The sequence below is a fragment of the Mesobacillus sp. genome (genome assembly GCF_047739415.1).
Lineage (GTDB): Bacteria > Bacillota > Bacilli > Bacillales > Cytobacillaceae > Mesobacillus.
The window spans coordinates 22,548-48,419 of the sequence record NZ_JBIQOE010000043.1; the positions used below are offsets into that span (position 1 = coordinate 22,548).

The 25,872-nt window shown below is 41.9% G+C and carries 23 protein-coding genes; 19 read left to right on the forward strand and 4 right to left on the reverse strand.

Translation table 11 applies throughout. The annotated features are described in order from the left end of the window. Positions 1–119: 119 nt before the first annotated feature. From ACH0QE_RS03540 to ACH0QE_RS03600, 13 genes are all read left to right on the forward strand, one after another. Positions 120–1,529: a PLP-dependent aminotransferase family protein gene (locus ACH0QE_RS03540; RefSeq protein WP_415799313.1), complete on the forward strand. Its 1,410-nt coding sequence runs from the start codon at positions 120–122 to the stop codon at positions 1,527–1,529. Between the two features lie 59 nt (positions 1,530–1,588). After that, a complete protein-coding gene (locus tag ACH0QE_RS03545; RefSeq protein ID WP_415799314.1) occupies positions 1,589–2,344 on the forward strand; it encodes an exodeoxyribonuclease III in 756 nt (251 codons plus the stop codon). Between the two features lie 547 nt (positions 2,345–2,891). Continuing rightward, positions 2,892–3,539 (forward strand): helix-turn-helix transcriptional regulator, encoded by a 648-nt coding sequence (locus ACH0QE_RS03550; RefSeq protein WP_041965861.1) that lies wholly within the window; start codon positions 2,892–2,894, stop codon positions 3,537–3,539. Between the two features lie 14 nt (positions 3,540–3,553). Next, positions 3,554–4,372 (forward strand): pyruvate, water dikinase regulatory protein, encoded by an 819-nt coding sequence (locus tag ACH0QE_RS03555; protein ID WP_415799315.1) that lies wholly within the window; start codon positions 3,554–3,556, stop codon positions 4,370–4,372. Further along, complete coding sequence (ppdK, locus tag ACH0QE_RS03560) at positions 4,372–7,044, forward strand: pyruvate, phosphate dikinase (RefSeq protein ID WP_415799316.1); 2,673 nt, start codon at positions 4,372–4,374, stop codon at positions 7,042–7,044. Before ACH0QE_RS03555 ends, ppdK begins: the two co-directional genes overlap by 1 nt. Before the next feature lie 168 nt (positions 7,045–7,212). Then, positions 7,213–7,590 (forward strand): hypothetical protein, encoded by a 378-nt coding sequence (locus ACH0QE_RS03565; protein ID WP_415799317.1) that lies wholly within the window; start codon positions 7,213–7,215, stop codon positions 7,588–7,590. A 194-nt stretch (positions 7,591–7,784) separates the two neighbouring features. Next, positions 7,785–10,361 carry a DEAD/DEAH box helicase gene (locus ACH0QE_RS03570; protein WP_415799318.1) on the forward strand — a complete coding sequence of 859 codons (2,577 nt, stop codon included), beginning with the start codon at positions 7,785–7,787 and terminating at the stop codon, positions 10,359–10,361. Between the two features lie 266 nt (positions 10,362–10,627). Then, positions 10,628–11,893 (forward strand): LysM peptidoglycan-binding domain-containing protein, encoded by a 1,266-nt coding sequence (locus ACH0QE_RS03575; protein ID WP_415799319.1) that lies wholly within the window; start codon positions 10,628–10,630, stop codon positions 11,891–11,893. 172 nt (positions 11,894–12,065) lie between these two features. Beyond that, the gene (locus ACH0QE_RS03580) at positions 12,066–12,452 is read left to right on the forward strand and encodes a phasin family protein (RefSeq protein WP_415799320.1); all 387 of its coding nucleotides are present in this window, start codon (positions 12,066–12,068) and stop codon (positions 12,450–12,452) included. Between the two features lie 14 nt (positions 12,453–12,466). Continuing rightward, positions 12,467–12,976 (forward strand): AarF/UbiB family protein, encoded by a 510-nt coding sequence (locus ACH0QE_RS03585; protein WP_415799321.1) that lies wholly within the window; start codon positions 12,467–12,469, stop codon positions 12,974–12,976. Between the two features lie 14 nt (positions 12,977–12,990). Further along, the gene (locus tag ACH0QE_RS03590) at positions 12,991–14,142 is read left to right on the forward strand and encodes an ABC1 kinase family protein (protein WP_415799322.1); all 1,152 of its coding nucleotides are present in this window, start codon (positions 12,991–12,993) and stop codon (positions 14,140–14,142) included. Positions 14,143–14,262: 120 nt separating this feature from the next. Continuing rightward, positions 14,263–15,189 carry a glutaminase A gene (glsA, locus tag ACH0QE_RS03595; RefSeq protein WP_415799323.1) on the forward strand — a complete coding sequence of 309 codons (927 nt, stop codon included), beginning with the start codon at positions 14,263–14,265 and terminating at the stop codon, positions 15,187–15,189. A gap of 104 nt (positions 15,190–15,293) precedes the next feature. Then, the gene (locus ACH0QE_RS03600; protein ID WP_415799324.1) at positions 15,294–15,944 is read left to right on the forward strand and encodes a hypothetical protein; all 651 of its coding nucleotides are present in this window, start codon (positions 15,294–15,296) and stop codon (positions 15,942–15,944) included. A 95-nt stretch (positions 15,945–16,039) separates the two neighbouring features. Here the strand turns inward: ACH0QE_RS03600 and ACH0QE_RS03605 are convergent, their stop codons facing one another. Both ACH0QE_RS03605 and ACH0QE_RS03610 read right to left on the reverse strand, forming a co-directional pair. Then, positions 16,040–16,414 (reverse strand): hypothetical protein, encoded by a 375-nt coding sequence (locus ACH0QE_RS03605; protein WP_415799325.1) that lies wholly within the window; start codon positions 16,412–16,414, stop codon positions 16,040–16,042. 5 nt (positions 16,415–16,419) lie between these two features. Continuing rightward, entirely contained in the window at positions 16,420–17,610 is a 1,191-nt protein-coding gene (locus tag ACH0QE_RS03610) for a hypothetical protein (protein ID WP_415799326.1), read from the reverse strand. Between the two features lie 203 nt (positions 17,611–17,813). Between ACH0QE_RS03610 and ACH0QE_RS03615 the strand changes: the two genes are divergently transcribed. From ACH0QE_RS03615 to ACH0QE_RS03625, 3 genes are all read left to right on the forward strand, one after another. Then, positions 17,814–18,596, forward strand: a complete 783-nt coding sequence (locus ACH0QE_RS03615) for a CsxC family protein (protein WP_415799327.1) — start codon at positions 17,814–17,816, stop codon at positions 18,594–18,596. Positions 18,597–18,906: 310 nt separating this feature from the next. After that, the gene (locus ACH0QE_RS03620) at positions 18,907–19,686 is read left to right on the forward strand and encodes a CsxC family protein (protein ID WP_041965805.1); all 780 of its coding nucleotides are present in this window, start codon (positions 18,907–18,909) and stop codon (positions 19,684–19,686) included. 117 nt (positions 19,687–19,803) lie between these two features. Continuing rightward, complete coding sequence (locus ACH0QE_RS03625) at positions 19,804–20,913, forward strand: hypothetical protein (RefSeq protein ID WP_415799328.1); 1,110 nt, start codon at positions 19,804–19,806, stop codon at positions 20,911–20,913. A gap of 42 nt (positions 20,914–20,955) precedes the next feature. Here ACH0QE_RS03625 and ACH0QE_RS03630 read toward each other — a convergent pair whose 3' ends face one another. Both ACH0QE_RS03630 and ACH0QE_RS03635 read right to left on the reverse strand, forming a co-directional pair. After that, a complete protein-coding gene (locus ACH0QE_RS03630) occupies positions 20,956–21,786 on the reverse strand; it encodes a CsxC family protein (RefSeq protein WP_415799329.1) in 831 nt (276 codons plus the stop codon). A gap of 259 nt (positions 21,787–22,045) precedes the next feature. Next, positions 22,046–22,867, reverse strand: a complete 822-nt coding sequence (locus ACH0QE_RS03635; protein ID WP_415799330.1) for a CotY/CotZ family spore coat protein — start codon at positions 22,865–22,867, stop codon at positions 22,046–22,048. A gap of 194 nt (positions 22,868–23,061) precedes the next feature. Here ACH0QE_RS03635 and ACH0QE_RS03640 point away from each other — a divergent pair, with 194 nt between their 5' ends. The 3 genes from ACH0QE_RS03640 to hutH all read left to right on the forward strand — a co-directional run bounded on the left by ACH0QE_RS03640 (position 23,062) and on the right by hutH (position 25,867). Continuing rightward, complete coding sequence (locus ACH0QE_RS03640) at positions 23,062–23,646, forward strand: branched-chain amino acid aminotransferase (RefSeq protein ID WP_415799331.1); 585 nt, start codon at positions 23,062–23,064, stop codon at positions 23,644–23,646. Between the two features lie 161 nt (positions 23,647–23,807). After that, positions 23,808–24,242, forward strand: a complete 435-nt coding sequence (gene hutP, locus ACH0QE_RS03645; RefSeq protein WP_415799332.1) for a hut operon transcriptional regulator HutP — start codon at positions 23,808–23,810, stop codon at positions 24,240–24,242. A gap of 104 nt (positions 24,243–24,346) precedes the next feature. Continuing rightward, entirely contained in the window at positions 24,347–25,867 is a 1,521-nt protein-coding gene (hutH, locus tag ACH0QE_RS03650) for a histidine ammonia-lyase (RefSeq protein ID WP_415799333.1), read from the forward strand. The last annotated feature ends 5 nt before the right edge of the window (positions 25,868–25,872 follow it).

Consider the following 25,872-nt stretch of genomic DNA (forward strand, 5'->3'; position numbering starts at 1 on the left):
ACCATCCAATTTAGCCCAGTAAATCAGTTTTATCTTTTAAATATAATGGGGTCTTGGTAAAATGTATCCAACCAATAGGGGTATTTTAAACCCAACCAATTTTGAATGGAGCAGGAAACATGAAAGCACCAAAGTACAAAGTGATAATCAATTTTATAAAAGAACAGATTACAAACGGGATTTGGCCAGTTGGCAGCAGGCTCCCAAGTCAGCGTGACCTTGCAAAGCAATTCGGTGTGAACAGAAGCACAGTCGTAACAGCGCTGGATGAATTGGCTGCTGATGGTCTAGTTGAAGGTAAGCTGGGAATGGGAACGGTAGTCGTCAACAACACATGGACACTCATGCGATCTGCACCTCCGGTAAATTGGAACGAACAAGTGGGACTGGGCACTCATCAGGAGAGCCTGTCAACAGTTCAGGCTATAAATCTGGCAGAGTCCGATGAGAATTTGATTCAGTTAAGTAAAGGAGAACTATCCAAGGATTTATTCCCAATGGAAGAAATGAGGGCTGTTTTAACTAAGGTGGGACAGGAACTGGAGCCGTTCGGCTATGAAGATCCAAAAGGAAATCCACTATTGCGGGAAGCAATTGCTAAATACCTTAATCAAAAAGGAATCATGGTCCATTCTTCATCTATTTTAGTCGTTTCAGGTGCTTTGCAGGCCTTGCACCTCATTTCCATCGGGTTATTGGAACGCGAATCAACAGTTTTTCTCGAGAGTCCATCTTATATATATTCTTTATCCACCTTCCAGTCTGCAGGCATGAAACTCCATGGAATCCCGATGGACAAGAAAGGCATCATCCCTGAGATGATAGAAGCATCACATCACAGTAAGAAATCTGTGTTATACTGCCATCCAAATTTCCATAATCCCACTGGGACTCTTATGGGGGAAAAAAGAAGGCAGCAACTGCTCAAGCTGGCAGAAAATGCACTGCTTCCAATCATTGAGGACGATGTGTACGGAGATTTGTGGCTGGACTCCCCTCCGCCGTCTCCCATTAAATCGCATGACAGGCATGGGAATGTTTTATATCTTGGCAGTCTGTCCAAGAGCCTGAATCCCGGATTGAGAATCGGATGGATCGCGGGTCCGGAAGCGGTCATTGACCGGCTGGCTGACCTGAAAATGCAGACCGACTACGGTTCAAGCTCTTTATCGCAACGTACCGCCACAGAATGGCTATCCAGCGGATTGTATGAGAAGCATTTATCGAAGGTAAGAAAACAGCTAAAGATACGAAGAAATGCCGCCCTGGAAGCACTGGATAAACACTTGAGCCGTTTTGCTGAATGGGACAGGCCAGCTGGCGGATTTTTCATATGGGTTAAATTAAATCATGATATCTCATTGCCTGATTTGTATAGGAGAGCTCTCGCGAATGGTGTGTTGATTAATCCCGGGCGGATTTATGCAACCCAAAAAATGCAGCATTTCAGGCTTTCTTTTGCGAATGCACCGGTTGAGGATATCAAAAAGGGAATCGCCATATTAGAATCGCTGATAGAAGACTGCTAGAATAGAAGAATATGAGTTATTAACTGTGGATGAAAAAACACCAAGGAGAATATTGATTTATGAAATTAGTATCATGGAATGTAAATGGAATAAGAGCTTGTGCTCGTAAAGGATTTTTAGATTTCTTTAAAGATGCGGACGCAGACCTTTTTTGTATTCAGGAAACAAAGCTGCAGGAAGGCCAGATCAGCCTTGAATTAGAAGGGTACCACCAGTTCTGGAACTATGCTGAAAAGAAAGGCTATTCCGGAACAGCTATTTTTTCGAGACAAAAGCCTCTATCAGTAAAGTATGGCATTGGATCGGCTGAACACGATCATGAGGGCAGAGCAATCACTTTAGAATTCGAAAAGTTTTATCTCGTCAATGTCTACACCCCAAACTCGCAGCGTGATTTAGCCCGCCTCGGATACCGCTTGGCCTGGGAAGACAAGTTAAAGGAGTACTTGCTTGGATTGGACGAGACTAAACCAGTAATACTTTGCGGCGATTTAAATGTCGCCCATAATGAGATCGATTTGAAAAACCCAAAACCAAACCGTGGAAATTCAGGATTTACCAATGAGGAACGGGGGAAGATGACAGAACTTCTCGACAGCGGATTCGTTGATTCCTTCCGCCACCTGCATCCTGAGGCTAAGGATGTCTACACCTGGTGGTCTTATATGAATAAAGTAAGAGAAAAGAACATAGGGTGGCGTATCGATTATTTCATTGTTTCAGAAAAATTGGCACCTGCAATTAAAGAGGCAGGAGCAGAATGCTTTGTCATGGGTAGTGACCACTGCCCTGTAACGTTAGAACTAGATTTATAAATCGACTCTATCCCCTCGAAATATTGAGGGGATTTTTTTAGAACTATTTAATATGATTGAGCACAAAATTTTTGTTGCTCTTACTCAAAGCTGTCTGAAGTAGCATCGGGTTCAGACAACTTTACATAAATTTCCTTCAAAGCTGTCCGAAGTAGCCCTAGGTTCAGAAAACTTTTTCCCGATTTCCTTCAAAGCTGTCAGAAGTACCTCCAAGTTCAGGCAGCAATACCTGCCTGGATTTCCCCATAAGCCGTCTTAAGTATCACTAGGCTCGAACAAATCTTCTCGCCACTTTCCCTAATAGCGCCCAAAAACGGTCTGTTAATACAAGCAACAACCTATACCTTTAGAGGAACAGTATGACATATTTTATAAAAAATTATCCTATTCAACACCATGAATCCAGGCATTTTAATATATTCAAAGAATTATCAAAACCTTTTCTTTTGATTTTTAGTTAAATGTTATATACTATAAATTAATAAGGATAACACATTAAAAAATTCCTTGATAATGTTACATATTAATTATTGGGGGTACGTTGGTGGTGAGTTCTATTAAACTAACAAAACGGCAGGAAGAAATCGTTCAAATTGTCAAGGAGGATGGCCCGATAACTGGTGAACAGATTGCCGAAAAGCTGAAGCTGACACGGGCAACTCTCCGTCCCGACTTAGCGATCCTGACTATGGCTGGCAGTCTCGAGGCCAGGCCCAGAGTCGGCTATTTTTTCAATAAGGATAGAGAGAGACTCTTTGAACCGACAGAATTTCTTAATCTTAAAGTCAATGACTATAAAGGCCATCCCATTGTCGTTCAAAAATCATCTTCTGTTTATGATGCGATTGTTCAGATGTTCTTAGAAGATGTAGGGACGCTTTATGCTGTTGATTCTGAAAGTTGCCTGGCTGGAGTCATTTCAAGGAAGGACCTGTTAAGGGCTGCTATCGGAAACAAGAATCTGGAGGATCTTCCTGTAAGCGTCATCATGACGAGGATGCCAAATATTATTACGGTGAACCCTGAAGAAACATTGGTTCAGGCTGCAAAAAAGCTTGTAACAAACAGAATAGATTCTCTCCCTGTCGTCCGGGAACTCAAGCATAAACCCGATTCATATGAAGTCATCGGACGAATAACCAAAACAACCATTACAAAGGTTTATCTAGAAATCGCAGAGCAAAAATCCGTCTAGGAAGTGAGTGCATTTTGGATATGAAGGAAGTTGTGTACGTGGTATCCGATTCAGTCGGGGAAACGGCAGAATTTGTAGTTAAGGCTGTGGCAACCCAGTTTAACGGCGGCCAGGTTGATATCAGAAGGAATTCATATGTTGAGGACGAGGAAGACATTGAAGATGTCATCATTGTTGCAAAGCAAGGACGTTCAATAATCGCATATACCATCGTCGTTCCGGCACTCAAGGCTTATCTTGATAAAAGGGCTCAGGAGGAAGGGGTTTATGCGGTTGATTTGCTGAATCCGCTGATGAATGCCTTTGAAAAGAAGTTCGATAAGGAGCCAAACCATCGACCGGGAATGATGCGAAAGCTAGATGATGAATACTTCCGAAAGATTGAAGCGATTGAGTTTGCCGTAAAATACGATGATGGCAGAGACCCACGCGGCATTTTAAGAGCGGATATCGTACTGGTTGGCGTTTCACGGACTTCAAAAACACCATTATCGATGTACCTTGCTCACAAGCGTTACAAGGTAGCCAATGTCCCAATCGTTCCTGAGGTAAAGCCACCTGATGAATTGTTTCAGGTACCGAGAGGCAAATGTGTAGGCCTGATCATCTCTCCCGATAAGCTCAACGAAATCAGGACTGAAAGGCTGAAAGCGCTAGGACTTGGAGCGAGGGCAAATTATGCAAGCTATGAACGAATCCTGGAAGAGCTTGATTATGCAGAGAAAATCATGAAACGTGTTGGCTGCCCTGTCATCAATGTTTCCAATAAGGCGATTGAAGAAACTGCAGGATTGATACTCGATATTTTAAAAAGTGAGAGGAGTTTTGGCTGATGTCTAAATTTGTTTATCTTTTTAATGAAGGAAATAGCGGAATGAAAGAAATTCTGGGAGGTAAAGGAGCGAACCTCGCGGAAATGACACGTATAGGCCTCCCGGTACCTTTTGGTTTCACAATTTCTACGGAAGCATGTAATGCCTATTATGATGCTGACAAGACTATTCCAGCTGAAGTACAGGCGCAGGTACTTGAAGCGCTTGGGGAGCTTGAAGAGAAAACTGGCAAGAAGTTGGGTAACCCTGAGAATCCACTGCTTGTCTCAGTGCGATCTGGTGCAGTGTTCTCGATGCCTGGAATGATGGATACCATCCTGAATCTTGGAATGAACGACGAAACAGTTGAAGGGATGGCAAAGCTTACGAACAACCCTAGATTTGCTTACGATTCTTACCGTCGGTTTATCCAAATGTTCAGTGATGTCGTCCTGGATGTTGATGTTTTCTTCTTTGAACGTTTGCTTGAAGAAACACGGGAAGCAAAAGGTTATGCAACGGATCCGGAAATGACTGCTGAGGATTGGAAGGAAGTCATCCAGGGCTATAAAAATATTGTGACAAAACATACTAGAAAGCCTTTCCCGCAGGATCCAAAGGAGCAGCTTTTCCTTTCCATCAATGCAGTATTTGATTCCTGGAACAACCAGCGTGCGATCGTTTACCGCCGTTTGAATAAAATTCCTTCACACCTGGGAACTGCTGTTAATATCCAGAGCATGGTATTCGGTAATATGGGTGATGATTCCGGTACTGGTGTTGCATTTACCCGTGACCCATCCACTGGAGAGAGTATCCTGTATGGCGAATACTTGATCAATGCCCAGGGTGAAGATGTCGTGGCAGGCATCCGGACACCGCAGCCAATACAAACACTGAAAGATGAAATGCCTGCTGTTTACCAGCAATTCATTGAAACTTGCAATCGCCTTGAACAGCATTATGAAGACATGCAGGATATTGAATTCACGGTAGAACGCGGGGAATTGTTCATCCTCCAGACCCGTACCGGAAAGCGTACTGCTCAAGCCGCTATCCGTATTGCTACTGAACTAGTAAAAGAAGGAATCATCGATAAGAAGACAGCTTTGCTTCGAGTGGACCCAGAACAACTGGATCAGCTCCTGCACCGCCGTATTGATGAGAATTTCGAGCGGAATCAGCTGGCAAAAGGACTGCCTGCATCACCTGGGGCCGCAACCGGGAAAGTAGTGTTTGATGCGGATGAGGCAGAACTGCTTGCAAATGATGGTCAAAAGGTCATTCTTGTCCGACCAGAAACAACACCAGATGATATCCACGGTATCATTGCGGCGCAGGCGGTCGTAACGAGCCGAGGAGGAATGACAAGTCATGCTGCAGTAGTAGCGCGGGGCATGGGTAAAGCATGTATATGCGGCTGTGAAGCAATGAAAATTGATCTTCATGAAAAGCAGTTCCGTGTTGGCGAAGTGGTAGTAAAACATAGTGATATCATTACAATTGACGGTGGAACCGGTGAAATCATGCTTGGTGAGATCCCAATGATCGAGCCTGAGCTTTCAGAAGAATTCCAGCTATTGCTTGCATGGGCTGATGAAGAGCGTAAAATTGGAGTCCGCGCCAACGCTGATAATCCTGAGGATTCTGCCAAGGCCCTGGAATTCGGTGCAGGCGGTATTGGTCTATGCCGTACTGAACATATGTTCATGGACGCAGCAAGGGTGCCAATTGTCCAGAAAATGATTCTTGCTGAAACATACGATGAGCGAAACGCAGCACTTGATGAACTATTACCGATGCAGCAGGGGGATTTTGAAGGAATCCTTGAAGTGATGCAGGGGCTTCCTGTAACAATTCGTTTGCTGGATCCGCCTTTACATGAGTTCTTGCCTGATAAAGAAGAACTTATTGTCGAGATCACCAAATTGCAAATCCAGGACCCGGAATCGAAAGAGCTTAAGGAAAAGGAAGCATTGCTCAAGAAGGTACGCCAATTGGACGAATTCAATCCAATGCTTGGCCACCGTGGCTGCCGACTTGGCATGATCCATCCGGAAATCTATGAAATGCAGGCAAGAGCGATTTTCTATGCTGTAGCGAATTTGGCTGATAAGGGTATCGATGCACAGCCTGAAATTATGATACCTCTTGTCGGTCATGTCAATGAGTTGAAGGAAATGCGTGAGCTGGTAAACACGGCCGCGCAAAGTATTAAAGAAGAAACTGGCAAGGATTTCGAATATACAGTAGGTACCATGATCGAGATACCGCGTGCTGCTTTGACTGCAGACCAAATCGCCGAGGAAGCCGACTTCTTCTCATTTGGTACGAATGACCTGACACAGACAACTTTCGGATACAGCCGCGACGATGCTGAAGGAAAGTTTCTTCAGGCGTACATCGAACAAAAGGTCCTTCCAGAAAATCCGTTTGCAGTCCTTGATCGTGAGGGAGTGGGCAAGTTGGTCGAGACAGGAGTGGAGCTTGGCCGCCAAACTAAGCCTGGCTTAAAGACCGGTATTTGCGGTGAGCACGGCGGTGAAAAGAGTTCAATCGAATTCTGCTACAATGCAGGACTTGACTATGTAAGCTGCTCTCCATACCGTGTTCCGCTTGCCAGACTGGCTGCTGCACAGGCAACGATCCGTCACGAGAGAAACAATGAAAAACAGGCGGTTATTGCTAAATAATCATGAAATGGAGCGTGTACAGAAACACGCTCCATTGTTTTTATTTCCTTATTAATAGGTAACTGATGGAAAAAAGGGTATACTATCTATATACGTAATTCCTCGGGTCTTCTGGTGTTTCCACTTACCATGAGAAGGCGTGAGACCAAACCAGAGAGGATGAGGGAAATGTTAGTTAAACTTTATCAGGCAAAAGCGGGCGATGGCAGCAAAAAGAAGGGGTTAAGGAGAACACAATCCTATTTTATGACACCGGAGGATGCATTATCAGAAGCGTTTGCTTTAAAAGAAAAAATGGATTCAAGATATAAAAATGAAATAGAATGGGATTATCAAGGTGCTTTCACAGGTACCTCTGAAAAAATGAAAATTCTAAAGGGATATTTGAAGGGTAATCGGCAAACCACTCCGTTTTACCTAGAAATCCTAAGTGTGGATAACGTCGATAAAATTAAACCAGTATCACCTATCAAACCTAAAAGTGTAACAAAGGACGACAAAAAGGTTCTAACCAAAGTCATGAAAAAGTTGAAGGTGAACGCATAGTCAAGCCGTTCCACTGATTTTAAGAAGCATATTAAATGGAAGGGCACGCACATCTCGTTGTGCGGCCTTTTATTTATATAGTCATTTGTATGCTTGCCGCTGGAAACCAACAGAATATGGGATCATAGCTTCCCAGAAAAAAGCACTATCCATACGAAAGCTTTTTTATTTTACATATTTTAAGGGGTTCAGATATGACACAAATTGAATTGATTCATCAGCAGGCAGTGGAGAACACTAAAACTAAGATAATGGATGATATCGATAATTTTCTTGGAGAAAGTGAAACTCTTCCGGAATTCAAGGAGTATCTAGATAAAAGAAGCACTTATATTACCCAAATCTGGCTGAATGTGTGGCTGACAAAGTCTACAAATGATTTTTCAAAGCGTGATAAAAAGGCTTTTTTAAGTGAGCGGGGATATGTTGTTGAAGGTGTGGACCGGAAGTTGATCAATAAGCTTTTCAGGAATGAAATGAGAGAATATAAGCCCTTCAATACAAAGGAGTGGATTAAATCCGCAATTGATGAGCTCAGCTGGGAAACACAGTATGACCGGGCGAGAAAGAAGTTCCTCAAAAAAGCGGAGGAAGACCAGCTGCTTGAAAAAAAAGCAGGGATTAAGGAAAAAATCTTTCAGGTTGCCCACACGGTTTTAAGTGATTTTCAGGAGTCGGCATATCTAAGAATTCGGCATGAGATGGCAAAGGAACTAAAGAAAATCTTAGATGAAAATCAAAAATTCGAGGATATCGATACATACATGCTGGAAGAAAGATTGACCGTTATTGGCTCTTTCAATCCCGATGATTACAGGACCCTGGCTGACTTTTTTGATGAATTGACGGGCCAGATCCATCAAACTGCCAGCTGGGGGCGATTTTATTTTGAATATGAGACCTACCAATATCATTTTGAGAACAGTGTTTTAAAGTATTTTACCCGGATAGCGGCTGAGGAGGTAATGCATCATCTTGAGCAGCATATTCTTAGCGAATATGAGGAAGTGTTCAAGGACAAGCTTTCAGTCACTGAGACAAAAAGAATCATTAACGACCTGGCTGAGGTATATTTAGATGGTTTGATCTTCAAGCTTCAGGAAGAGTATGTAACTGATCTTTTGGCTCTAGCTGAAATTGAGTTTGAAGAAAGAGAGCATCATGAAATATATGAAAGAGACCTTGCAGAGAGGGAACGGAGGAAGGCGGAAGAACTGGCGGAGCTTGAACGGAAAAGGGAAGAAGAAGCTCGCATGCTTGAGGATATTTTCGGCCGCGAATACAACCCTTCACTGAGAAGAAATGTTAGATATATTCTTCACATCGGAGAAACAAATACGGGTAAAACCCACCACGCCCTGGAAACAATGAAGGCAGCAAGAACTGGTTTGTATCTGGCTCCGCTTCGTCTGCTTGCTCTTGAGGTTTATGAAAAGCTCAATGCAGAGGGCGTTCCATGCTCGCTAAAAACAGGCGAGGAAGAAAAACCTGTGGAAGGAGCAAACCATATATCCTGCACAGTAGAAATGTTCCACGAAAAGGAATTTTATGAAGTAGTCGTCATAGATGAATCACAGATGATCGCTGATAAGGATAGAGGGTTTTCCTGGTTTAAAGCCATTACAAAAGCAAATGCGGAGGAAGTCCACATCATTGGCAGCAAGAATATCAAGGGAATGATGATGGACCTGCTGGATGATGGGGTGGCGGAAATTTATGAATACACTCGTGATATTCCTCTCCAGGTAGAGAATAAAGAGTTCAGCCTGAAGGATACCAAGAAAGGCGATGCACTTGTTTGCTTCTCACGAAAACAAGTGCTTGAGAATGCATCGAAACTGCAGAACAACGGTCGTCAGGTAAGCATGATTTATGGAAGCATGCCCCCAGAAACTAGGAAAAAGCAAATCGAGCGATTCATCAAAGGAGAAACAAGTGTTGTAGTGGCGACTGACGCGATTGGCATGGGTCTGAATTTGCCAATCAGGAGAATCGTCTTTTTGGAAAATGAAAAATTCGATGGAACAAGGAGAAGGAGGCTTACTTCCCAGGAGATAAAGCAAATAGCGGGTCGTGCCGGCAGAAAAGGGATTTACAATGTCGGCCGAGTAGCGTTCACCTCAGATATTAGCTTGATGACAAAGCTTCTTGAAAAAGAGGACAAACCTGTAGAGACATTTTCCATTGCTCCAACTTCTGTTATTTTTGAAAGGTTCCAAAAATACCATCGTTCACTTGCTGTTTTCTTTGAATTATGGGATAAGTTCGAGAGCCCTAAGGGGACGAATAAAGCTTCGCTGTCAGAAGAAAGAGAGCTTTATGAATACATCAGGGATACCGAAATTGAAGCGAGACTGCCGATGATGGAGCTGTATGGTTTTCTTCACCTGCCTTTTTCATCGAAAGAACCTGTCCTTATTGAACAATGGCTTGAAACAATCAGAGCAATTGTCTCAGATGCAGAACTCCCGGAGCCGCCAGTCAAAACTGACTCCCTGGAGGAACTGGAGCTTTCTTATAAAGCAATCGGCCTGCATTTATTGTTTTTATATAAGCTTGGAAGAAAAACGGAGGCTGTTTACTGGGAAAGAGTTCGAACAGGCTTAAGCGACGATGTTCATGAATTTTTAAAATCAGAAGTGAAAAATTATAAAAAGAAGTGCAGGCATTGCGGAAGAGGAATCCATGTTGATTCCCCATATCAGATTTGTGATTCCTGCTATTCAGCTAGAAACAGAAAACGGGTGGACAACAAAGATCGTTGGAGGTAATCAACTGTAAACAGGGCTTTCATTTGGAAGCCCTGCTTCTTTAAATTTTATAAGAAAGTATTACACTTAGATTAGTGTCCAGCTCCAGCGCCTAGCCCCTCGAGTCGCTTCGGTCCGCCCAATGAAGTCAAAGAACGACTTCACTGGTCGGTCCTCCAGCGCTTGTCGGGGCTGAACAAGGCGCTTGCGCTTTTCTTACGACAGAAGTATATAACAGCTCAATCTCCATATGATTATAGAAGGAAAAAATAAAAAGGTGTGATCAGATGGCTGTCCACATAGTTAGGTCAGGAGAGAACCTTTGGGCAATTGCCAGAACATATGGTGTCTCGATCCAAAGCATTGTCGACGTCAACGGACTTCCTTCCACTAGCTTAATCATTCCCGGGCTGGCGCTCTATATTCCAGATCAGCAGCCAATTACGCGCTATTATAAAATCAAGGCTGGCGATACACTATGGAGGCTTGCTTTACAGTTCAGGACGAGTGTAAGCAGCATTGTCACTGCAAATCCGGGACTGGATCCAAACCGATTGTATATTGGCCAGAACATCAATATTCCTTCACCTGTTAAACCACAGTTTTCTACACTCGGATTCATCGTACCTGGCTCCTCCCAAACTTTTCTGGCCGAATTTGAGAAAATGGCTCCTCATCTTACTTTTGTTGCTGTTGCGGCCTTTACCTTTACAGCAGAAGGGTATGCCTATGTGGCAGGCAATGATGCCCCTATAGTTCTTAAAAGCAAAGAATTGAATGTCATCCCATTATTATTGATCCAAAACACCACGGCATCAGGATTCAGCAAAGAACTGGCAGGCAACGTACTGGCGTCTCCGACTTACCGAAGGAACCTGGTTGCCAGTCTCGTGAATTTAGCAAATCAAAGAGGGTATGGAGGCATAAGCGTCGATCTGGAATTTATTCCGCCGCCGCAGAGGGAGGATTTTAATTCTTTTCTCCGTGAACTGAAGGCAGCAATGGGAAATCTAATTTTACATGTAAACGTCCATGCAAAGACAGAAGATATCCCCACAAATCCAATAATCGGAGCGTATGATTATAAAACGATAGGGGAGATTGCTGACATTGTGGCCGTTATGACCATTGATTACGGCTACCCGGGAGGTCCACCTGATCCTGTTTCTCCTTTATGGTGGATCGCACTGGTGGTCAGGTATTCATTGACCTTAATTCCCCGTGAAAAATTGCAAATCGGACTCCCGCTTTACGGGCATGATAAAGTCGTCTCGACCAATCAATATCGAGCGCTCTCAGTGCTGGATGCACAAAATCTCGCGATTTCTACTGGTGCGGTCATCCAGTATGATACCGCAGCCAGGTCACCGTGGTTCAGATATTGGCAAGGCACCGAAGAGCATATCGTCTGGTTTGAGGACATTCGAAGCTATATTGAAAAGTACAGATTGATTGATCTATATCAGCTGTATGGCGCAACCTATTGGCAACTTAGTTTGAAAGCTCCGCAAAATTGGGCTTACTTAGATACAGTGGATGTTATCAAACTATGAATTTATTCATTAATTGCCCCATACTTGTTTGTTTTCTCAAAGTGAATGTTATCTAGTAAATGGTAAGCACCAGTTTTCAATTAGAAACAGGTGCTTTTTTTATTTAATAAGGTGATTGCTCGCTATTTTGGGGTATTAATAAGTAAATTGATTTGTATAAGAGGAGGATCATATGATGAATAATTTTCTAAAGAGCGGCTTTCTGCTTGGACTGGGAGCAGCGGTTGCCGGGAAGGAAAAAGTAGATGAAACCATTATGAAGCTGGTTGAGAAAGGGAATATGACCCAGACTGAAGCAGACACCATCTTTGACGACTTTTTCAAAAAGGGCGATTCAAAGAGTGGGGAATGGAATAAGGAATTCAAGGAGATGGCGAGAAGCCAGCTGACTGAGCTTGGTTTTGTCACAAGGGAAGAATTAGAAACTGTCCAGGCACAGCTTGTTTTATTGCAGGAGGAAATTTCACAACTTCGAAACAGCGGATTTAATAAAGAAATTGACCAGGTTGAAAACGGAATGGAGAATATTCCGCCTGGATTTTCAAAAGACATTGATTAGCAGCGGGTGATGGAATGTTGACGGACCGATTGAGACGTTTAAATAGATATAGAGAGATAGCTTCATCATTTGTGAAGTATGGGTTTGGCTATGTACTTGATGAGGTGGGGCTGTTCCATGTCCTGTCGTTGAAGGATCGGATCACGGCAGATGTAAAAAACGGTAACACAAAAGAAGCAGGGTACCGTATAAGGTGTATGCTAGAAGAATTGGGGCCAGCTTTTATAAAGCTTGGACAGCTCCTCAGCATCAGGAGTGATATGCTTCCTGAAGAGATTGTTAAGGAATTGGAAATGCTTCAGGATCAAGTTCCCCCAGTGCCTGTTGATGAAATAAAAAAGAAGCTTCACCAAGAGTTTGGCAGGCCTGTTGACGAAGTCTTCACCTATTTTAATGAGGATTATGTAGCAGCAGCGTCCATCGGACAGGTTCATGAAGCAGCACTGTCAACTGGGGAGTCTGTCATGGTGAAGGTCCAGCGGCCGGGCATTAAGCAGACAGTCCATACGGCCTTGAAATTTTAAGGGATATTGCGAGAATGATTGAGCAGCGATATGACTGGGCTCAATATTACAATATCTCTGACATGGTTGAAGAGCTGTCTGAATCAATCCGCAGGGAGCTAGATTACACGGAGGAAGCCCGTAATACGGATATGGTCCAAATGCAGTTTGAAGATTGCGAATCTATTAAGGTGCCGGTCATTTTTCATGAATACTCGACTCCCCAAATCCTGACCATGGAAAAGATTGATGGTATCAAGCTCAACGAATTGAATACAATCATTATAAAAAATGGGGAAAAGCGAAGGATTGCGGATTTATTGGTAAGTGCATTCATAACCCAAATTTTAAAGGAAGGTTTTTTTCACGCTGATCCGCATCCTGGTAATATCCTTTATAATCCAGGAACTCAACAGCTGATTTTTATAGATTTTGGGCAGGTAGGTCGTTTGTCAGCAAGCTTGAGATATGATTCTGCATCAATGATGATGGGAATCATGCAGGAAGATACCCATCAGATTGTCAGGTCTATTTTCAGGATGGCGTATGTGCCTTCTGATATTGATGAACAGCATTTTTATGACCGAGTAGATGGAATCAGGAAAACGGTTGAAAGGTCGTCAAAAGAAGGTCTAAGTTTAGGCTTAACGGTCAAGGAGTTGTTTGCTGCGGCACAGGAACATCGGATCATCCTGCCTAAGGAAATGACAATGATGGGGAAAGCGTTGATCACGATTGAAGGAATCATCTCTGAAATTGACCCAGGCCTGGATATGATTGAGTTAGCTAAGCCTTATGGAGAACAGATCATGAGGGAGAGGTATGATCCGATTAAAATGGGAAAAAGACTTTGGAATAAAGCCGAGGACTTATCAGATACATTCACCAATATTCCGAATCAGGTTGAAGATGTTTTGAATCAAGCTTCTAAAGGTGATTTGAAATTTGAAATCAGCTTATCGGATATCAATCGGATCCTTCATAAATTCGACCGGATTAGCAACCAGGTTTCCTTCAGTTTGACACTGCTAGCCTTCAGTATTGTTGTTCTGGGTCTGATTGTCGGAGCAACATTTGGCAATAATACTATACTGACAAGCGTACCGGCAATTGAAGTAGGGTTCATCATTGCATTCGGAATGTTTTTATGGATTATTTATTCTATCTTAAAATCGGGACGCTTTTAAACTATGCTCTATTCGTAAAATTCGGCAATGTTCACACCATTGCCCTTTTTCTATGGAAAAGATGGGAAAGAAGTATGTGGGTTGGTAATTGTTAGAATTAATGATTCGGAGGAGTAAATTATGCCTTGCAGAACTACTGATGAATTGAATGAACTGGTACAAGAAGCAAAGAAATACACTGATGGCGGAAAGGTTGCAGACTACATTCCTGCTTTGGCGAAAGCAAATCCTGAAGAGTTGTCCGTCGCTATTTTTCATGATGACGGAACTTGTGTTTCGGCCGGAGACATCCAGCAGAAGCTAACTTTGCAAAGTGTTTCAAAAGTATTGACACTTGCACTTGCCCTCATAGATTACGGGGAAGAAGCCGTTTTTGACAAAGTGGGTTATGAGCCAACTGGTGATCCCTTCAATTCAATTGTCAAGCTTGAATTCAGTCCTTCTAAACCGTTGAATCCAATGATTAACGCAGGCGCATTGGCTGTTACTCATATGATCAAGGGGAAGGATGCGGATGAACGATTTGAACGAATTCTCTCGTTCATCCAGGAACTGGCAGGTAATTCTTCCATTGGATTTTCACATGAAGTAGCTCAGTCTGAATATGAAACTTCAGATCTTAACAGGGCTTTATGCTATTTCTTGAAGCAGCATGGGGTTATTGATGAGGATGTTGAGGAATTGTTGAAGGTGTATACGAAGCAATGCGCGATTGAAATGGATTGCCTGGATCTGGCACGAATTGGCTGTGTGTTCTCAATGGATGGTTTGGAGCCTGTCACTAACCGACGATTGATTCCTGCCCATGTGGCTCGCCTATGTAAAACGTTTATGGTTACCTGTGGGATGTACAATGCGTCGGGAGAGTTTGCTGTCAGAGTCGGAATTCCTGCGAAAAGTGGTGTATCAGGAGGGATAATGGGGTCTGTTCCAAACAGATTCGGAATTGGCATTTTAGGCCCAGCCCTTGATGAGAAAGGAAACAGCATTGGTGGAATCAAGCTGCTAGAGAGCATGTCTGCAAAGTATAAGATGAGCATGTTTTAGCGAAGGTTAAATTTGTAAAAATTCAGACAAACAATACCCTCTAGTGTATTTGTTTTTCTGCTATGATAAAGGAGGTGATCCATTACAAATGAAAGGAGAAAAATATGACAGTTGAAAAAAAGGTAGTCTCAATTCAGGAGAAAATAAAAGATCTGGCTTTTGAAGAGATTGGAGATATATTCAATTTCAGCAGTGATTACTATGGTGCATATCTGCTTGGATTAATTGATGAATTTTTAGAAACAGAACAGATATCCGAAAAAATTGCTTCCGCACTGGTTCCTCACTTTATTTCTTGGGCAGTGTTTTCCCACCGTCTCAGCCATGAGAAGAAGTCTATCTTTGAGCTTTACCTGGACACGCCAAGATATAAAAGCAGAATGAAACCCAAAGTGCATACACTCATCAGTGAATGGACATATGCAGTTCCAGGAGTTTATTACATTGAGGGAATTCTTGGGGAAAGAGTACTAGTACTCAATGATATCATTCTCATGAAGGAGAGATTAGTCGGAGTATATAATGAAATATACCATCAGCCAAAGGAAAGCGATTTGCTTATAGGATATCTTCTTCCTGCAGGGGATGGCACCTATTCCCCGATCATAGACTTTTTCCACATTCCGGCTGTCCGCAAAAAACAAGCAGCCAATAGAATCATCGATTTCTATAATAAAGCTGAAACCACAGATCATGAATTCTTCGTCCGCCACTACCCAAAACTACTCTCAATTATTTCAAATGTACTTAAATAAAGAAATGATTTTAACTTTGAAGATAGATTCAAAAGACCAAAATACAAAAGTGAAGGACGTGTACATTAGTACCGTCCTTAATTTTGTTCATATGACTAGCCCCCGAACGCTTCAAGGATATCCTCAACTTCCTTCATATTGAGTAATTTTGCGGCCTCTGTTTGTTCTTTCATGGTTCTTTCCTTTATAGGTGGCTGGATGAGGTAGGTTCCATTTTCAAGCATCGCTCGAATGTCAGCAAGCTGCTGAAGGATTTCAGCAGAGCCACCACTCAATACGGGCTTGGGATTTAGGTAATGATGGAGAGCGGATAGAACAAGATGGCTCAGTGAACTGTTATCGGCATGATATTCGATTTGGTCCACTATTTTAGGTGAAATCGAGTACGACTCACCAGTCTTAACATCAATATATCGTTCAGGGACAGTTATCGCGATCTTATTTACATAATCCGTATAGGTGTTTGACATACCGATCATCCTTCAATGGAAATTAGTTCCTCGGTATTCTCATGTTGTTTCTTGAGTTGATTCATTTTGGCTAAAATCATGAGTCCGAAGACGTTCAATTTTTCCAGGTTTTCTGGGAAAGTCAGCTCAATCGGCCGCCCCTTATCAGCCCATCTTACTGCGGCTTCCTGTATTTGATTTTGGGCGAGTTTTGCTGCACCGCCAACAGCGATATAACGGGAAGCTCCTTTGATTTCACTGGAACTGCTCCTTGCGCGGTCAAAGTGCTCAAGGTACTTTATTGCCATGATCCTCAATTGAGGGATTACATACTTGCTAATATCTTTCCTGACACCAGCAAAAGGTTCGACATACCATTCTGATTGGCCGGCGAATAGCTTTTCTTCAAGTTCTGACCTTGAGTCGAAAGTGTATAATTCATTCTTACTGACTTTTTTTATAATCGTATCCAAGAACAAATTGATTCCAAAATGGTCGCCTTCAACTGAGGCTACAGGCTTACTGTTCTTGATTCCAACGAAATCTACTGAATCACCGCCCAGGTCGCCAATTATGATTCCCTTCTTAGAATCCTTCACCAGGTTATCGTCCTTAATTGTCAGTGTATCAATGTCCCGGATTAATCCTAAATAGGCACAGGCTCCTTCCGCGCCGACAATCACATCCTTGATTTCAAGCTTGACAATCAGTTCTTTCGGCTCCGGAATTCCCGGCACTTTATGGAGTGTAATGGTATGGTTACCAATCAAGCGCTGCTTGAGTATTTCTTTCCTCTCCTTATATTGCGTGGTTGGAAGAGATACAGCTAATTGGTCTATACAATAACTTAATTCGATATCATTTGGATTTATGATTGAAGCATGGTAGGCAGCCGCGGCAAATAGAAGGATATATGTGCGGTCTTCGTCAGCTTTTTGATTATTGCTTGCTGTCAGGCTGACATTTCTTTGCTTGGCAGCCGCTTTTCCAGCATAAAAAATTTCTCTTTTATTTGTAATCGCCGGGCTTTTTATCTCTACGATCAAATTCTCCTCTAGATCAATATCTTCCTCGTCATAAGGCTTTTCGTAAAACTCATCATCATACAATGCGATGGCGTTTGGCATTTGGTATTCCCTCAGCTCTCCGTGATCAGAGGCCAGAACCTTATACCAGCTGTTGCCTATGTCGACTGCGAAATAATTATAATTGTTCATTTTATCCTCCTCCTTATGAATCCTATGCAAAAGGCAAGTTCAATGGTGCAAGTACCTAGTTTTTATGTAGTAAAGAATTTAAATAATGAGGAAACATTGATTATCTGTAAAAAATCCGCATTTGTGCTGATTCATTTATCTAGTCCAAAAAATCTAGAATGAATAGGATAAATTGTACAAGAAATTTTAAAGGAGGAAAAAAAATGACTAATGATAAACATGGTAACCACAAATGTGTTAGCATAAATAAGTCTGCCTCTAAGGCTGAGTGTGCTAACGTTCAGGCGTTATCAGGCAATATTGCTGCAGGACCAGCACTTGTTAATTTGCCAGTAACTCTTACTGAAGTTCGTATTACAAGCAATCTTGATGCTAATATTCATTTCCCAGATCCGGTTTTAGAAATTAAGGATATAAAAAAGAGGGTTAAGATTGTCCAGTGCACATTGCTGCTTGGTGGGGCTGAGCTTGATGATGCGGGAAATCTAATTACTGATATTCCACTTTTCATTAAAGGATATATCCGCAAAAATATCCAATATGCAACACCTTGCCCAAAAACAAGCGGTGATTGTGTAGCATCTGATATGCGCTCACTAACTGTTGACGTTCCATTCGACTGTGTAACTACAATTGCAGCAGGAGATTTTGATAGACCACCAGTCCTTCCAGAATTTAATTCGCGCTTCGAATTCGATTTCTTTAGAGCTCAGAAATTAGGAACTGGTTTTCCTGAAAAAGACCGACTCCTGTCTAGCGACCTATCGCAATTCCACCAGGTAAGTGACCAATTCTATAATCAATTTCCTTACTGTGAGCTGATTGATAGCCGAATCGTTCAATATGATGAAGCGATTGACCGTCATCCCCTGCATCATAATGCTCCATTCGAAGAAGGAGTATTCTATAATATGGTTGAAAAGTCTTTATTGGAATTCCGGGTTAGAGTAATTCAAAACCAGCAAGTAAGGATTATCGCAGACTAATTCTAATCTGTGATCTTAAGTAAGAAAAAAGGATCAAGACGATATCAGGTATCAACTGATATCGTCTTTTTCTATGTACTTATACATATTCATTTGATGTGTTTTTGCAAGTATTATAAGAAGACTTAAACCCTTAAAAAAATTTTTTTATAATGAAATTTAACATGTACATTCCCTGAATATAAAGGGATATCATTGGGTACTTGCCCCGTATTTTGTAATTGAATACGGGCAAATGCCTAGACCCAGAAAATCAAAGTGCATAGGATAAAGCATCTTCACTCTAAGGAGTTATAAGGAGGAGCCATGTATGTTTGAATTAGATAAAAATAAAAAGCCCGATTTTGAGTGTAAGCCTTCAACAGATCATTTTGAATGCTCACCTCGGCACCACCATCCACATGTAAGCCTGGGAAAGTTGGTAACCAAAGTTCCTGTCGTTCTTGCGGAACTGACCCTGCACGTGAATCTGGATACGATGATCAACTTTCCGGAACCAGTGCTGGAAATCAAGGATATCAAAAAGAGAATAAAATTGACTCAATGCAGACTGCTTTTGCCGACAAATAAATTGTTTATCAAAGGGTTTGTAAGGAAGAATATCCAATATGCAAGTCCGAGTCAGGAAATCGAAGCTTCATCATCATCTTCAGTTGCTTCCGACTTGCATTCTTATACAGTAGATATTCCGTTCCAGGTAGTAACAGAAGTGAAGGACTTCCTTTCAAAGCCTGTGTTGCCTCAAGTAAACAACCGTAAGGAATTCGACTTTTTCGTGTCAAAACCTTTATCAACAGGATTTCCGGAGAAAGATGAATTGCTGACAAGCGACTTGAGCCAATTTCATCAGGAAAGCTCACAGCACTATAACGAGTTGCCTTTCTGTGAATTAGTATCCAGCCAAATCATTGAATGGGATGAAGCGATAGACCGACAGCCGCTTCCTACATCTTCACCGATCGATGAAGGATATTTCCAGACAATCGAAGAAAAAATGGTCATTGATTTCACTGTCCGCGTACTTCAAAATCAACAAATCCGCGTTTCATCAGCAACAAATGATCCAGATTGCTATGACGAATCAGAATAAATATTAGATAAAAGGCGGGGTATTATACTAGGCACCAATAGTATATGCCCCTTTATGTTTTTACCCCATTAAAGAAAGGAGGGTAGGGATAGGTTGCAATAAAAGCAGACCCTTCCATTGAAGATGGAAAACACAAATAGAACGTTTCATGAAATGCATCTTTTCAAGGGGAATTGGAGAAATAATTCTGTAGAGCGCAGAGTGTCTGAACGTGACCCGGAAATGGAAAAAGTTTTTGAGGAAATCGATAAAGATCTTGCCGAGAATTTCAATGAAAACAGATTGCGTCCCAAAGCAAAGAGTTCAGGCAAGCCATTGATCCTCGCGCCTCCTGTTATTAATAGTGTCGAAGAAAAGTCTTCTGCTTCAAGAAGACAATTTACAATAGATGAGGAAGAGGAAGAATCTAGTGATTCGATAGCAATTTTTAATGATGAGGAGGAACATTTAAAGGAAGAATTTCAGGGAGACTTTGATGAATCCTCTGATGAAAAAATATATGAGGAGTCCAGCAGTTTCCTTTATGAAGAGGAATCAGCCAATCAGTTGTCAGCCATAGACGAGTCAGGTGATGAACCTCATTATTATGAAAACCACGAGGAATCAGTTGATTATCAATATGAATCATCTGAATCATCCTCGGAACCTATGAAATTGGCTACGGCAGCATACAGTGGAAAAAATAATAGGACAGAAAAGACGAAGGTGAGACTTCCTTTACACCTGGCAGATGTTGACCTTGAAATAGATATCTTTGATACATTTAGCCTCTCAAGGCAGATTTCATCTGTTTCTAATGTCGAGTGCTCGCTTCAATCGATTGATGCTGAGGTATTACTCCCGTCAGCCAATTTATTCACTAGAGGAATATTTCTGATAAACATTGATTATGTAAGTGCTGACAATATAGGGACGATGCATTCACTTAAGATTCACATCCCATGGAAAAAAATTATTCCGGTAAAATGGATTCATAAGCCCGAACTATCTTCCAAAGACAGCAAGGAATATTTATTCACTTCAAATCTTGGTAGGGAAGAAGGATATACCCGTGAATATAGTGAGAGTTTAGTAGAAAAAGTGGATTTCAGTTTATCGAGTTTGCATTGTGTATGGAATGAACAATTCATCCAAAACGACAGAGTAATGATCCAGGGTACGGCAAGGATGAAAATGGAGCTATTTCAAACACAGTGCCTGGATTTACAAAAGCTGCTTTCGCTATAAAGGAAAACAGGGTGCCTCAGGTGAGACACCCTTGCTTTGGTATTAGCCTTCATGGCGTTTCATTAAGGCATCCATTCTGTGCTTCATGTTTTTTGGCTCGTGCTCCATTTTATAGTCTGATTCCCAAGAGGATGATGACGAAGATGAAGATGACTCTTCTTTATCTTTGTATCCATGGGAATGGTCTAAGTCAACCTGCTGCTTCTGAAGCAATTTGAAGAATAAACCAACCTCCATCTTTTCAGTGATGCGGCTGAATCTGCCCCAGTTGTCAAAATCCTTGTAAAGGTCAAGGTCGTTGACGAAAGAAGCAAGAAGTTTGCATTCAATTGGCTCATTATAGTATTCATACGTAAATGCTCCAGAGGTGCACTCATCAGCTCCGTGGCCTTTTTTATCAATGAATCTTCTTTCATAGACAGTGTTCTTCTGGCTTAGATGTTCGTAATCAGGATAGTTGAAGACATGGACAGCTTCACTGCAAGTAAATGGTACATCAACACTGTAGTCCTTCAGCATGCCACTGCATTGTTCTACATACTGGATATTTTTATGAACAACACCAGAAATATAGAGTTTTACCTTTTTGTAATCCATTGCAGAGCGGATCGCCTTGCATTGAGTCAGGGAAACGTTTCTGCGCATATGCTTGATTTCACGTGCTGCTGTTGGCAGCTCGATGTCAGATTCAACTTCAACTTGTAGTTCTACTTCGGCCAGAGCTACATTGATGTCGGCGACTGGGAATTTGAGTTTGTTGCCATATGGATGGAAGGAATCACTATCGCAATCTACCCGAATCGTTTTTGCTTTATCACAAGAAAGCTGTGGCGGGCAGCCATGGTACGAGTTGCAACCTGTATTTCTCTTCATTTTTTTCACTCCTTTTTTATTATAATCAAAAGCAGTAAGAAACAGATTGTTTTCGTTTCTTTCTTTTGACTTACTATTTATATATGCCAGTACAACGGCAAAGGAATAGACGAATGATAGAGGGCAATCACATATTTTTTTATTAGCAGTGAAAATGTTAAGAGAATTCGGGACAAATGTGATTAAAAGACAAATAAAGCAACCCCACTTGATGTGGGGTTGTAGATCTATATTGAAAATCCACCGTTATATCCTCGTTTTAGCGTCGAGAGCATAATATCTTCTTAGGATCCATCTTCTTCGCTTTTACAGGAGGGAAGCAAGTAATGCCGACAAAATCCTTCAAATCAACTTCAAAGCAAGCTCCAGTCCTTGTGAATCCCTCGATACCGTGATGCTTTCCTTCACATCGTTCCGGACAGAGCAGCTCAAGAATCGCGCAGCAGTCAGATCCTTTCACAAAGTCAACAACCCGGAAAAAACTAGACTTGATATCAAAAAAGCAGCCATCGATTTTTACTACACCTGTACCAACGAATGTCTCGCAGTCTCCTTTGCTGCAGCCGCATAATAATTTGAACGGTATTGTATCGTAGCTTGATTGCTTGCATTGATTAAGCAGCTCTTTGATCGACCGGTCGCAGCTTACATCACATCCGTGTTTCCTTTTATTTACCTTGTGCTGTGCTTCATTTATGTCCCTGACTTTTTTGCATATACACTTGTCGGAATGTTTTTCATCATGGTGCCCTTTTTTACAGCCACAGTCATGAAAGTCATCGTCCCAATCTTTATGCTTTTTCCAATCTTTGTGGTCATCCCAATCTTTGCGATCGTCCCAATCTTTGTGATGGTCCCGATCTTTGTGATGGTCCCGATCTTTGCGATGGTCCCGACCTTTGTGATGGTCCCGATCTTTGCGATCGTCCCAATCTTTGTGGTGGTCCCGATCCTTGTGGTCATCCCAATCTTTGTGATCGTCCCAATCCTTGTGTTTATCTCTATCCCGGTGTTTAGATTTATCCTTCTTATGAGCGTAATCATCGTCAGGGCGATGATCATCTTTGTAATAATAATTCATAAAACGCGCCTCTCCTTTCTTATAGAGTGGTGATGTATTAACAGGATATGGGGAAAAGCAGTGATTTGTATGGGGATGTGACTATACTGGCGAAATTCTTAATAAAGTTTTGGGAAAACTGATAAAGATATTTGCTATTTACAAAGTTACCATTCAATATAAATATCAGCTAAATAAATATGGAGGCCATAAATATGTTGAAAAACCAGATGGAGAAGTATATAACATCACAAAAGGATATTGTTGAATTACATACTGAAGAAAAAGAATATGCAGAACGTCAAGGACTGCTTCAAGGAGTCCAAACAAAAGAATTAGAGCCTGATGCTCGTTTTGAGGAAGCTTATATTGAAAGAGGCAACAAAGAAACTGAAGAGTTCCTTGGTGAAGAATCATCCGAGTTTCTAAATCAGCCAATTGGTTATTTTAAAAAGCAAAAAAATGAATTTATGTATTTGGAATCCAAATGGTTTGACCTGATCAATGTTGATGCCGTCAGTATAGAAAAAGATGATGTGTTCGCAACATATGATGTTATGCTGGGACTTAAACTTCAGAAGAAATATGAATCTGGCATCAAGAAATATCTGGAGGAGAACCTCCATGGTGAAGGTGCTAGGTATGATTTGATGTTCGATGCCAATGAAGGAGTATGGAGTCTGAATTTCGCATTGAATGGACTAGACGGATACAAAGAGGATTTATCAGTTGGAGAAGCTTATATTTTGATCTATGGTTTTTTGTTCAGGTTGGCTGAGTCAATTGAAAATAAGCAATAACCAAGCGCCTAATGGGCGCTTTTTTCAATACTTTAACAAGGTATCATACTACTATATTAGAATACTAAAATTTACCATATCTGTTGACATTAGCGCGAAGTGAACATAAAATTAATGTAAGTTATTAGTCAATAGTTAAAATTCAGAAAACGGGGTCAGTCATGAGTAAAATTGCGATTGGTAAAACAGCGATCCTGCTTGCATCTTTTACAGAAGAAGAAATGGCTTTTTTCCAGGATACCTTAAAAGATGTAAGCTATTGCCTTGGCAAAGTAGGATCGATGAACATGCAAAAAGTTATTTCCGCAGTGGAAACCGCTGCCAAACGCCATGGCCTCATACATCCCAATTTGTACCGTGAAACCCACGCACTATACCATGCGATCATGGAAGGGATGGAGGGTGTCACGCGTGGTCATCTGTCCATTGGCGAGATGAGCCGTACTGTCGGCCTTCGTTTTGCCGTTGTCCGTGGAACACCTTTTACCGATGAAGAAGAAGGAGAATGGATTGCTGTCGCTTTTTATGGAACGATCGGCGCTCCTGTAAAAGGGTCTGAACACGAAACGGTTGGTTTAGGAATCAATCATATATAAAGTTGCATTGCCTATAGTCCACTAGTCAGTAGGAGGCGATGATGGTTTAAGTATGCCATTGTCGCCTCCTTTTATTTTATTTAGCAATCCAGGAGGTTACGAGAATGGTTGTTTTGACAGGAGAAACGTTAACTTTGGGGCAAATCAGGCAGGTTTGCTATCTCGACGAGGTAGTCGTTATCAGTCCCGATAGTATGAAGAAGGTTGCTGAAAGCAGGGAAGCAGTTGAGAAAATCGTTGCCGAAAAGCGGACCATTTATGGCATCAATACAGGATTCGGCAAATTTAGTGATGTCATTATTAATGAACAGGATGTCAATGCCCTGCAGTTAAATCTGATCAGGTCACATGCATGCGGAGTAGGAGAACCATTTCCAGAGGTTGTTTCACGTGCGATGGTCTTACTCAGACTTAATGCGTTGATTAAAGGGTTTTCCGGAATTAGGCCGGTAATCGCTGAGAGGTTGAAAGAATTGATCAACCTGCAGATCCATCCGGTTGTGCCGCAGCAAGGTTCACTTGGCGCTTCGGGTGATTTAGCGCCACTATCGCATCTGGCACTAGTACTGTTAGGTGAGGGCAAAGTGTTTTATGAGGGAAGGGTTTGTGCAACAGAAGAGGCATATAAAAAAGAAGGTCTCGAGCCAATTGTATTACAGGCAAAAGAAGGCCTTGCCCTTATTAATGGAACCCAGGCGATGACGGCAATGGGTGTTGTCAACTGGATTGAAGCAAATGATCTCGCACATCAATCAGAATGGATTGCCGCACTTACAATGGAAGGACTTGAAGGTGTTATTGACGCATTCCATCCCGCGATTCATGAAGCGCGTGGTTACCAGCAGCAAATGGATGTAGCGGAGCGGATGAGAGATTTACTCGCCGGCAGCAACCTGACGACTCGACAGGGGGAAAAAAGGGTCCAGGACGCTTATTCATTAAGATGTATTCCTCAGGTACATGGTGCCTCGTGGCAGGCACTTGATTATGTAAAGGAAAAGCTTGAGATTGAAATGAATGCAGCAACGGATAATCCGCTTATTTTTGATGGGGGAGAGACAGTCATTTCGGGAGGTAATTTCCATGGACAGCCGATTGCGATTGCGATGGACTTTATGAAAATAGCAGTTGCTGAATTTGCCAGTATCTCGGAAAGAAGGATTGAAAGATTGGTAAATCCGCAATTAAATGACCTGCCTCCATTCTTGAGTCCGCAACCAGGGCTTCAGTCTGGTGCGATGATCATGCAATACAGTGCTGCTTCACTAGTTTCTGAAAATAAGACTCTCGCTCATCCTGCAAGCGTGGATTCCATCCCATCCTCTGCCAATCAGGAGGATCATGTGAGCATGGGAACGATCGCTGCCCGACATGCACATAGTATCATCCAAAACGTAAGACGTGTACTGGCTATTGAATGTATTTGTGCCCTTCAAGCGGTTCAATACCGTGGTGTAGAAAAAATGGCACCTAAAACAAGGAGATTCTATGAGGAAGTGAGAAAAATAGTTCCTTCCATTACTGAGGATAGAATCTTCTCCGAAGATATCGAAAGACTTGCAGACTGGCTAAAAAAAAATAAAGTGCAGTGGACAGCTATAAAAAAGCAGGAGAGTCTGGTTTAAAAACT

What these genes read in the sequence shown, in the direction of transcription:
- ACH0QE_RS03540 (WP_415799313.1), top strand. Translation starts at nt 120, where the DNA reads ATGAAAGCACCAAAGTACAAAGTGATAATCAATTTTATAAAAGAACAG.
- ACH0QE_RS03545 (WP_415799314.1), top strand. Translation starts at nt 1,589, where the DNA reads ATGAAATTAGTATCATGGAATGTAAATGGAATAAGAGCTTGTGCTCGT.
- ppdK (WP_415799316.1), top strand. Translation starts at nt 4,372, where the DNA reads ATGTCTAAATTTGTTTATCTTTTTAATGAAGGAAATAGCGGAATGAAA.
- ACH0QE_RS03565 (WP_415799317.1), top strand. Translation starts at nt 7,213, where the DNA reads ATGTTAGTTAAACTTTATCAGGCAAAAGCGGGCGATGGCAGCAAAAAG.
- ACH0QE_RS03570 (WP_415799318.1), top strand. Translation starts at nt 7,785, where the DNA reads ATGACACAAATTGAATTGATTCATCAGCAGGCAGTGGAGAACACTAAA.
- ACH0QE_RS03575 (WP_415799319.1), top strand. Translation starts at nt 10,628, where the DNA reads ATGGCTGTCCACATAGTTAGGTCAGGAGAGAACCTTTGGGCAATTGCC.
- ACH0QE_RS03580 (WP_415799320.1), top strand. Translation starts at nt 12,066, where the DNA reads ATGATGAATAATTTTCTAAAGAGCGGCTTTCTGCTTGGACTGGGAGCA.
- ACH0QE_RS03585 (WP_415799321.1), top strand. Translation starts at nt 12,467, where the DNA reads ATGTTGACGGACCGATTGAGACGTTTAAATAGATATAGAGAGATAGCT.
- ACH0QE_RS03590 (WP_415799322.1), top strand. Translation starts at nt 12,991, where the DNA reads ATGATTGAGCAGCGATATGACTGGGCTCAATATTACAATATCTCTGAC.
- glsA (WP_415799323.1), top strand. Translation starts at nt 14,263, where the DNA reads ATGCCTTGCAGAACTACTGATGAATTGAATGAACTGGTACAAGAAGCA.
- ACH0QE_RS03600 (WP_415799324.1), top strand. Translation starts at nt 15,294, where the DNA reads ATGACAGTTGAAAAAAAGGTAGTCTCAATTCAGGAGAAAATAAAAGAT.
- ACH0QE_RS03605 (WP_415799325.1), bottom strand. Translation starts at nt 16,414, where the DNA reads ATGTCAAACACCTATACGGATTATGTAAATAAGATCGCGATAACTGTC.
- ACH0QE_RS03610 (WP_415799326.1), bottom strand. Translation starts at nt 17,610, where the DNA reads ATGAACAATTATAATTATTTCGCAGTCGACATAGGCAACAGCTGGTAT.
- ACH0QE_RS03615 (WP_415799327.1), top strand. Translation starts at nt 17,814, where the DNA reads ATGACTAATGATAAACATGGTAACCACAAATGTGTTAGCATAAATAAG.
- ACH0QE_RS03620 (WP_041965805.1), top strand. Translation starts at nt 18,907, where the DNA reads ATGTTTGAATTAGATAAAAATAAAAAGCCCGATTTTGAGTGTAAGCCT.
- ACH0QE_RS03630 (WP_415799329.1), bottom strand. Translation starts at nt 21,786, where the DNA reads ATGAAGAGAAATACAGGTTGCAACTCGTACCATGGCTGCCCGCCACAG.
- ACH0QE_RS03635 (WP_415799330.1), bottom strand. Translation starts at nt 22,867, where the DNA reads ATGAATTATTATTACAAAGATGATCATCGCCCTGACGATGATTACGCT.
- ACH0QE_RS03640 (WP_415799331.1), top strand. Translation starts at nt 23,062, where the DNA reads ATGTTGAAAAACCAGATGGAGAAGTATATAACATCACAAAAGGATATT.
- hutP (WP_415799332.1), top strand. Translation starts at nt 23,808, where the DNA reads ATGAGTAAAATTGCGATTGGTAAAACAGCGATCCTGCTTGCATCTTTT.
- hutH (WP_415799333.1), top strand. Translation starts at nt 24,347, where the DNA reads ATGGTTGTTTTGACAGGAGAAACGTTAACTTTGGGGCAAATCAGGCAG.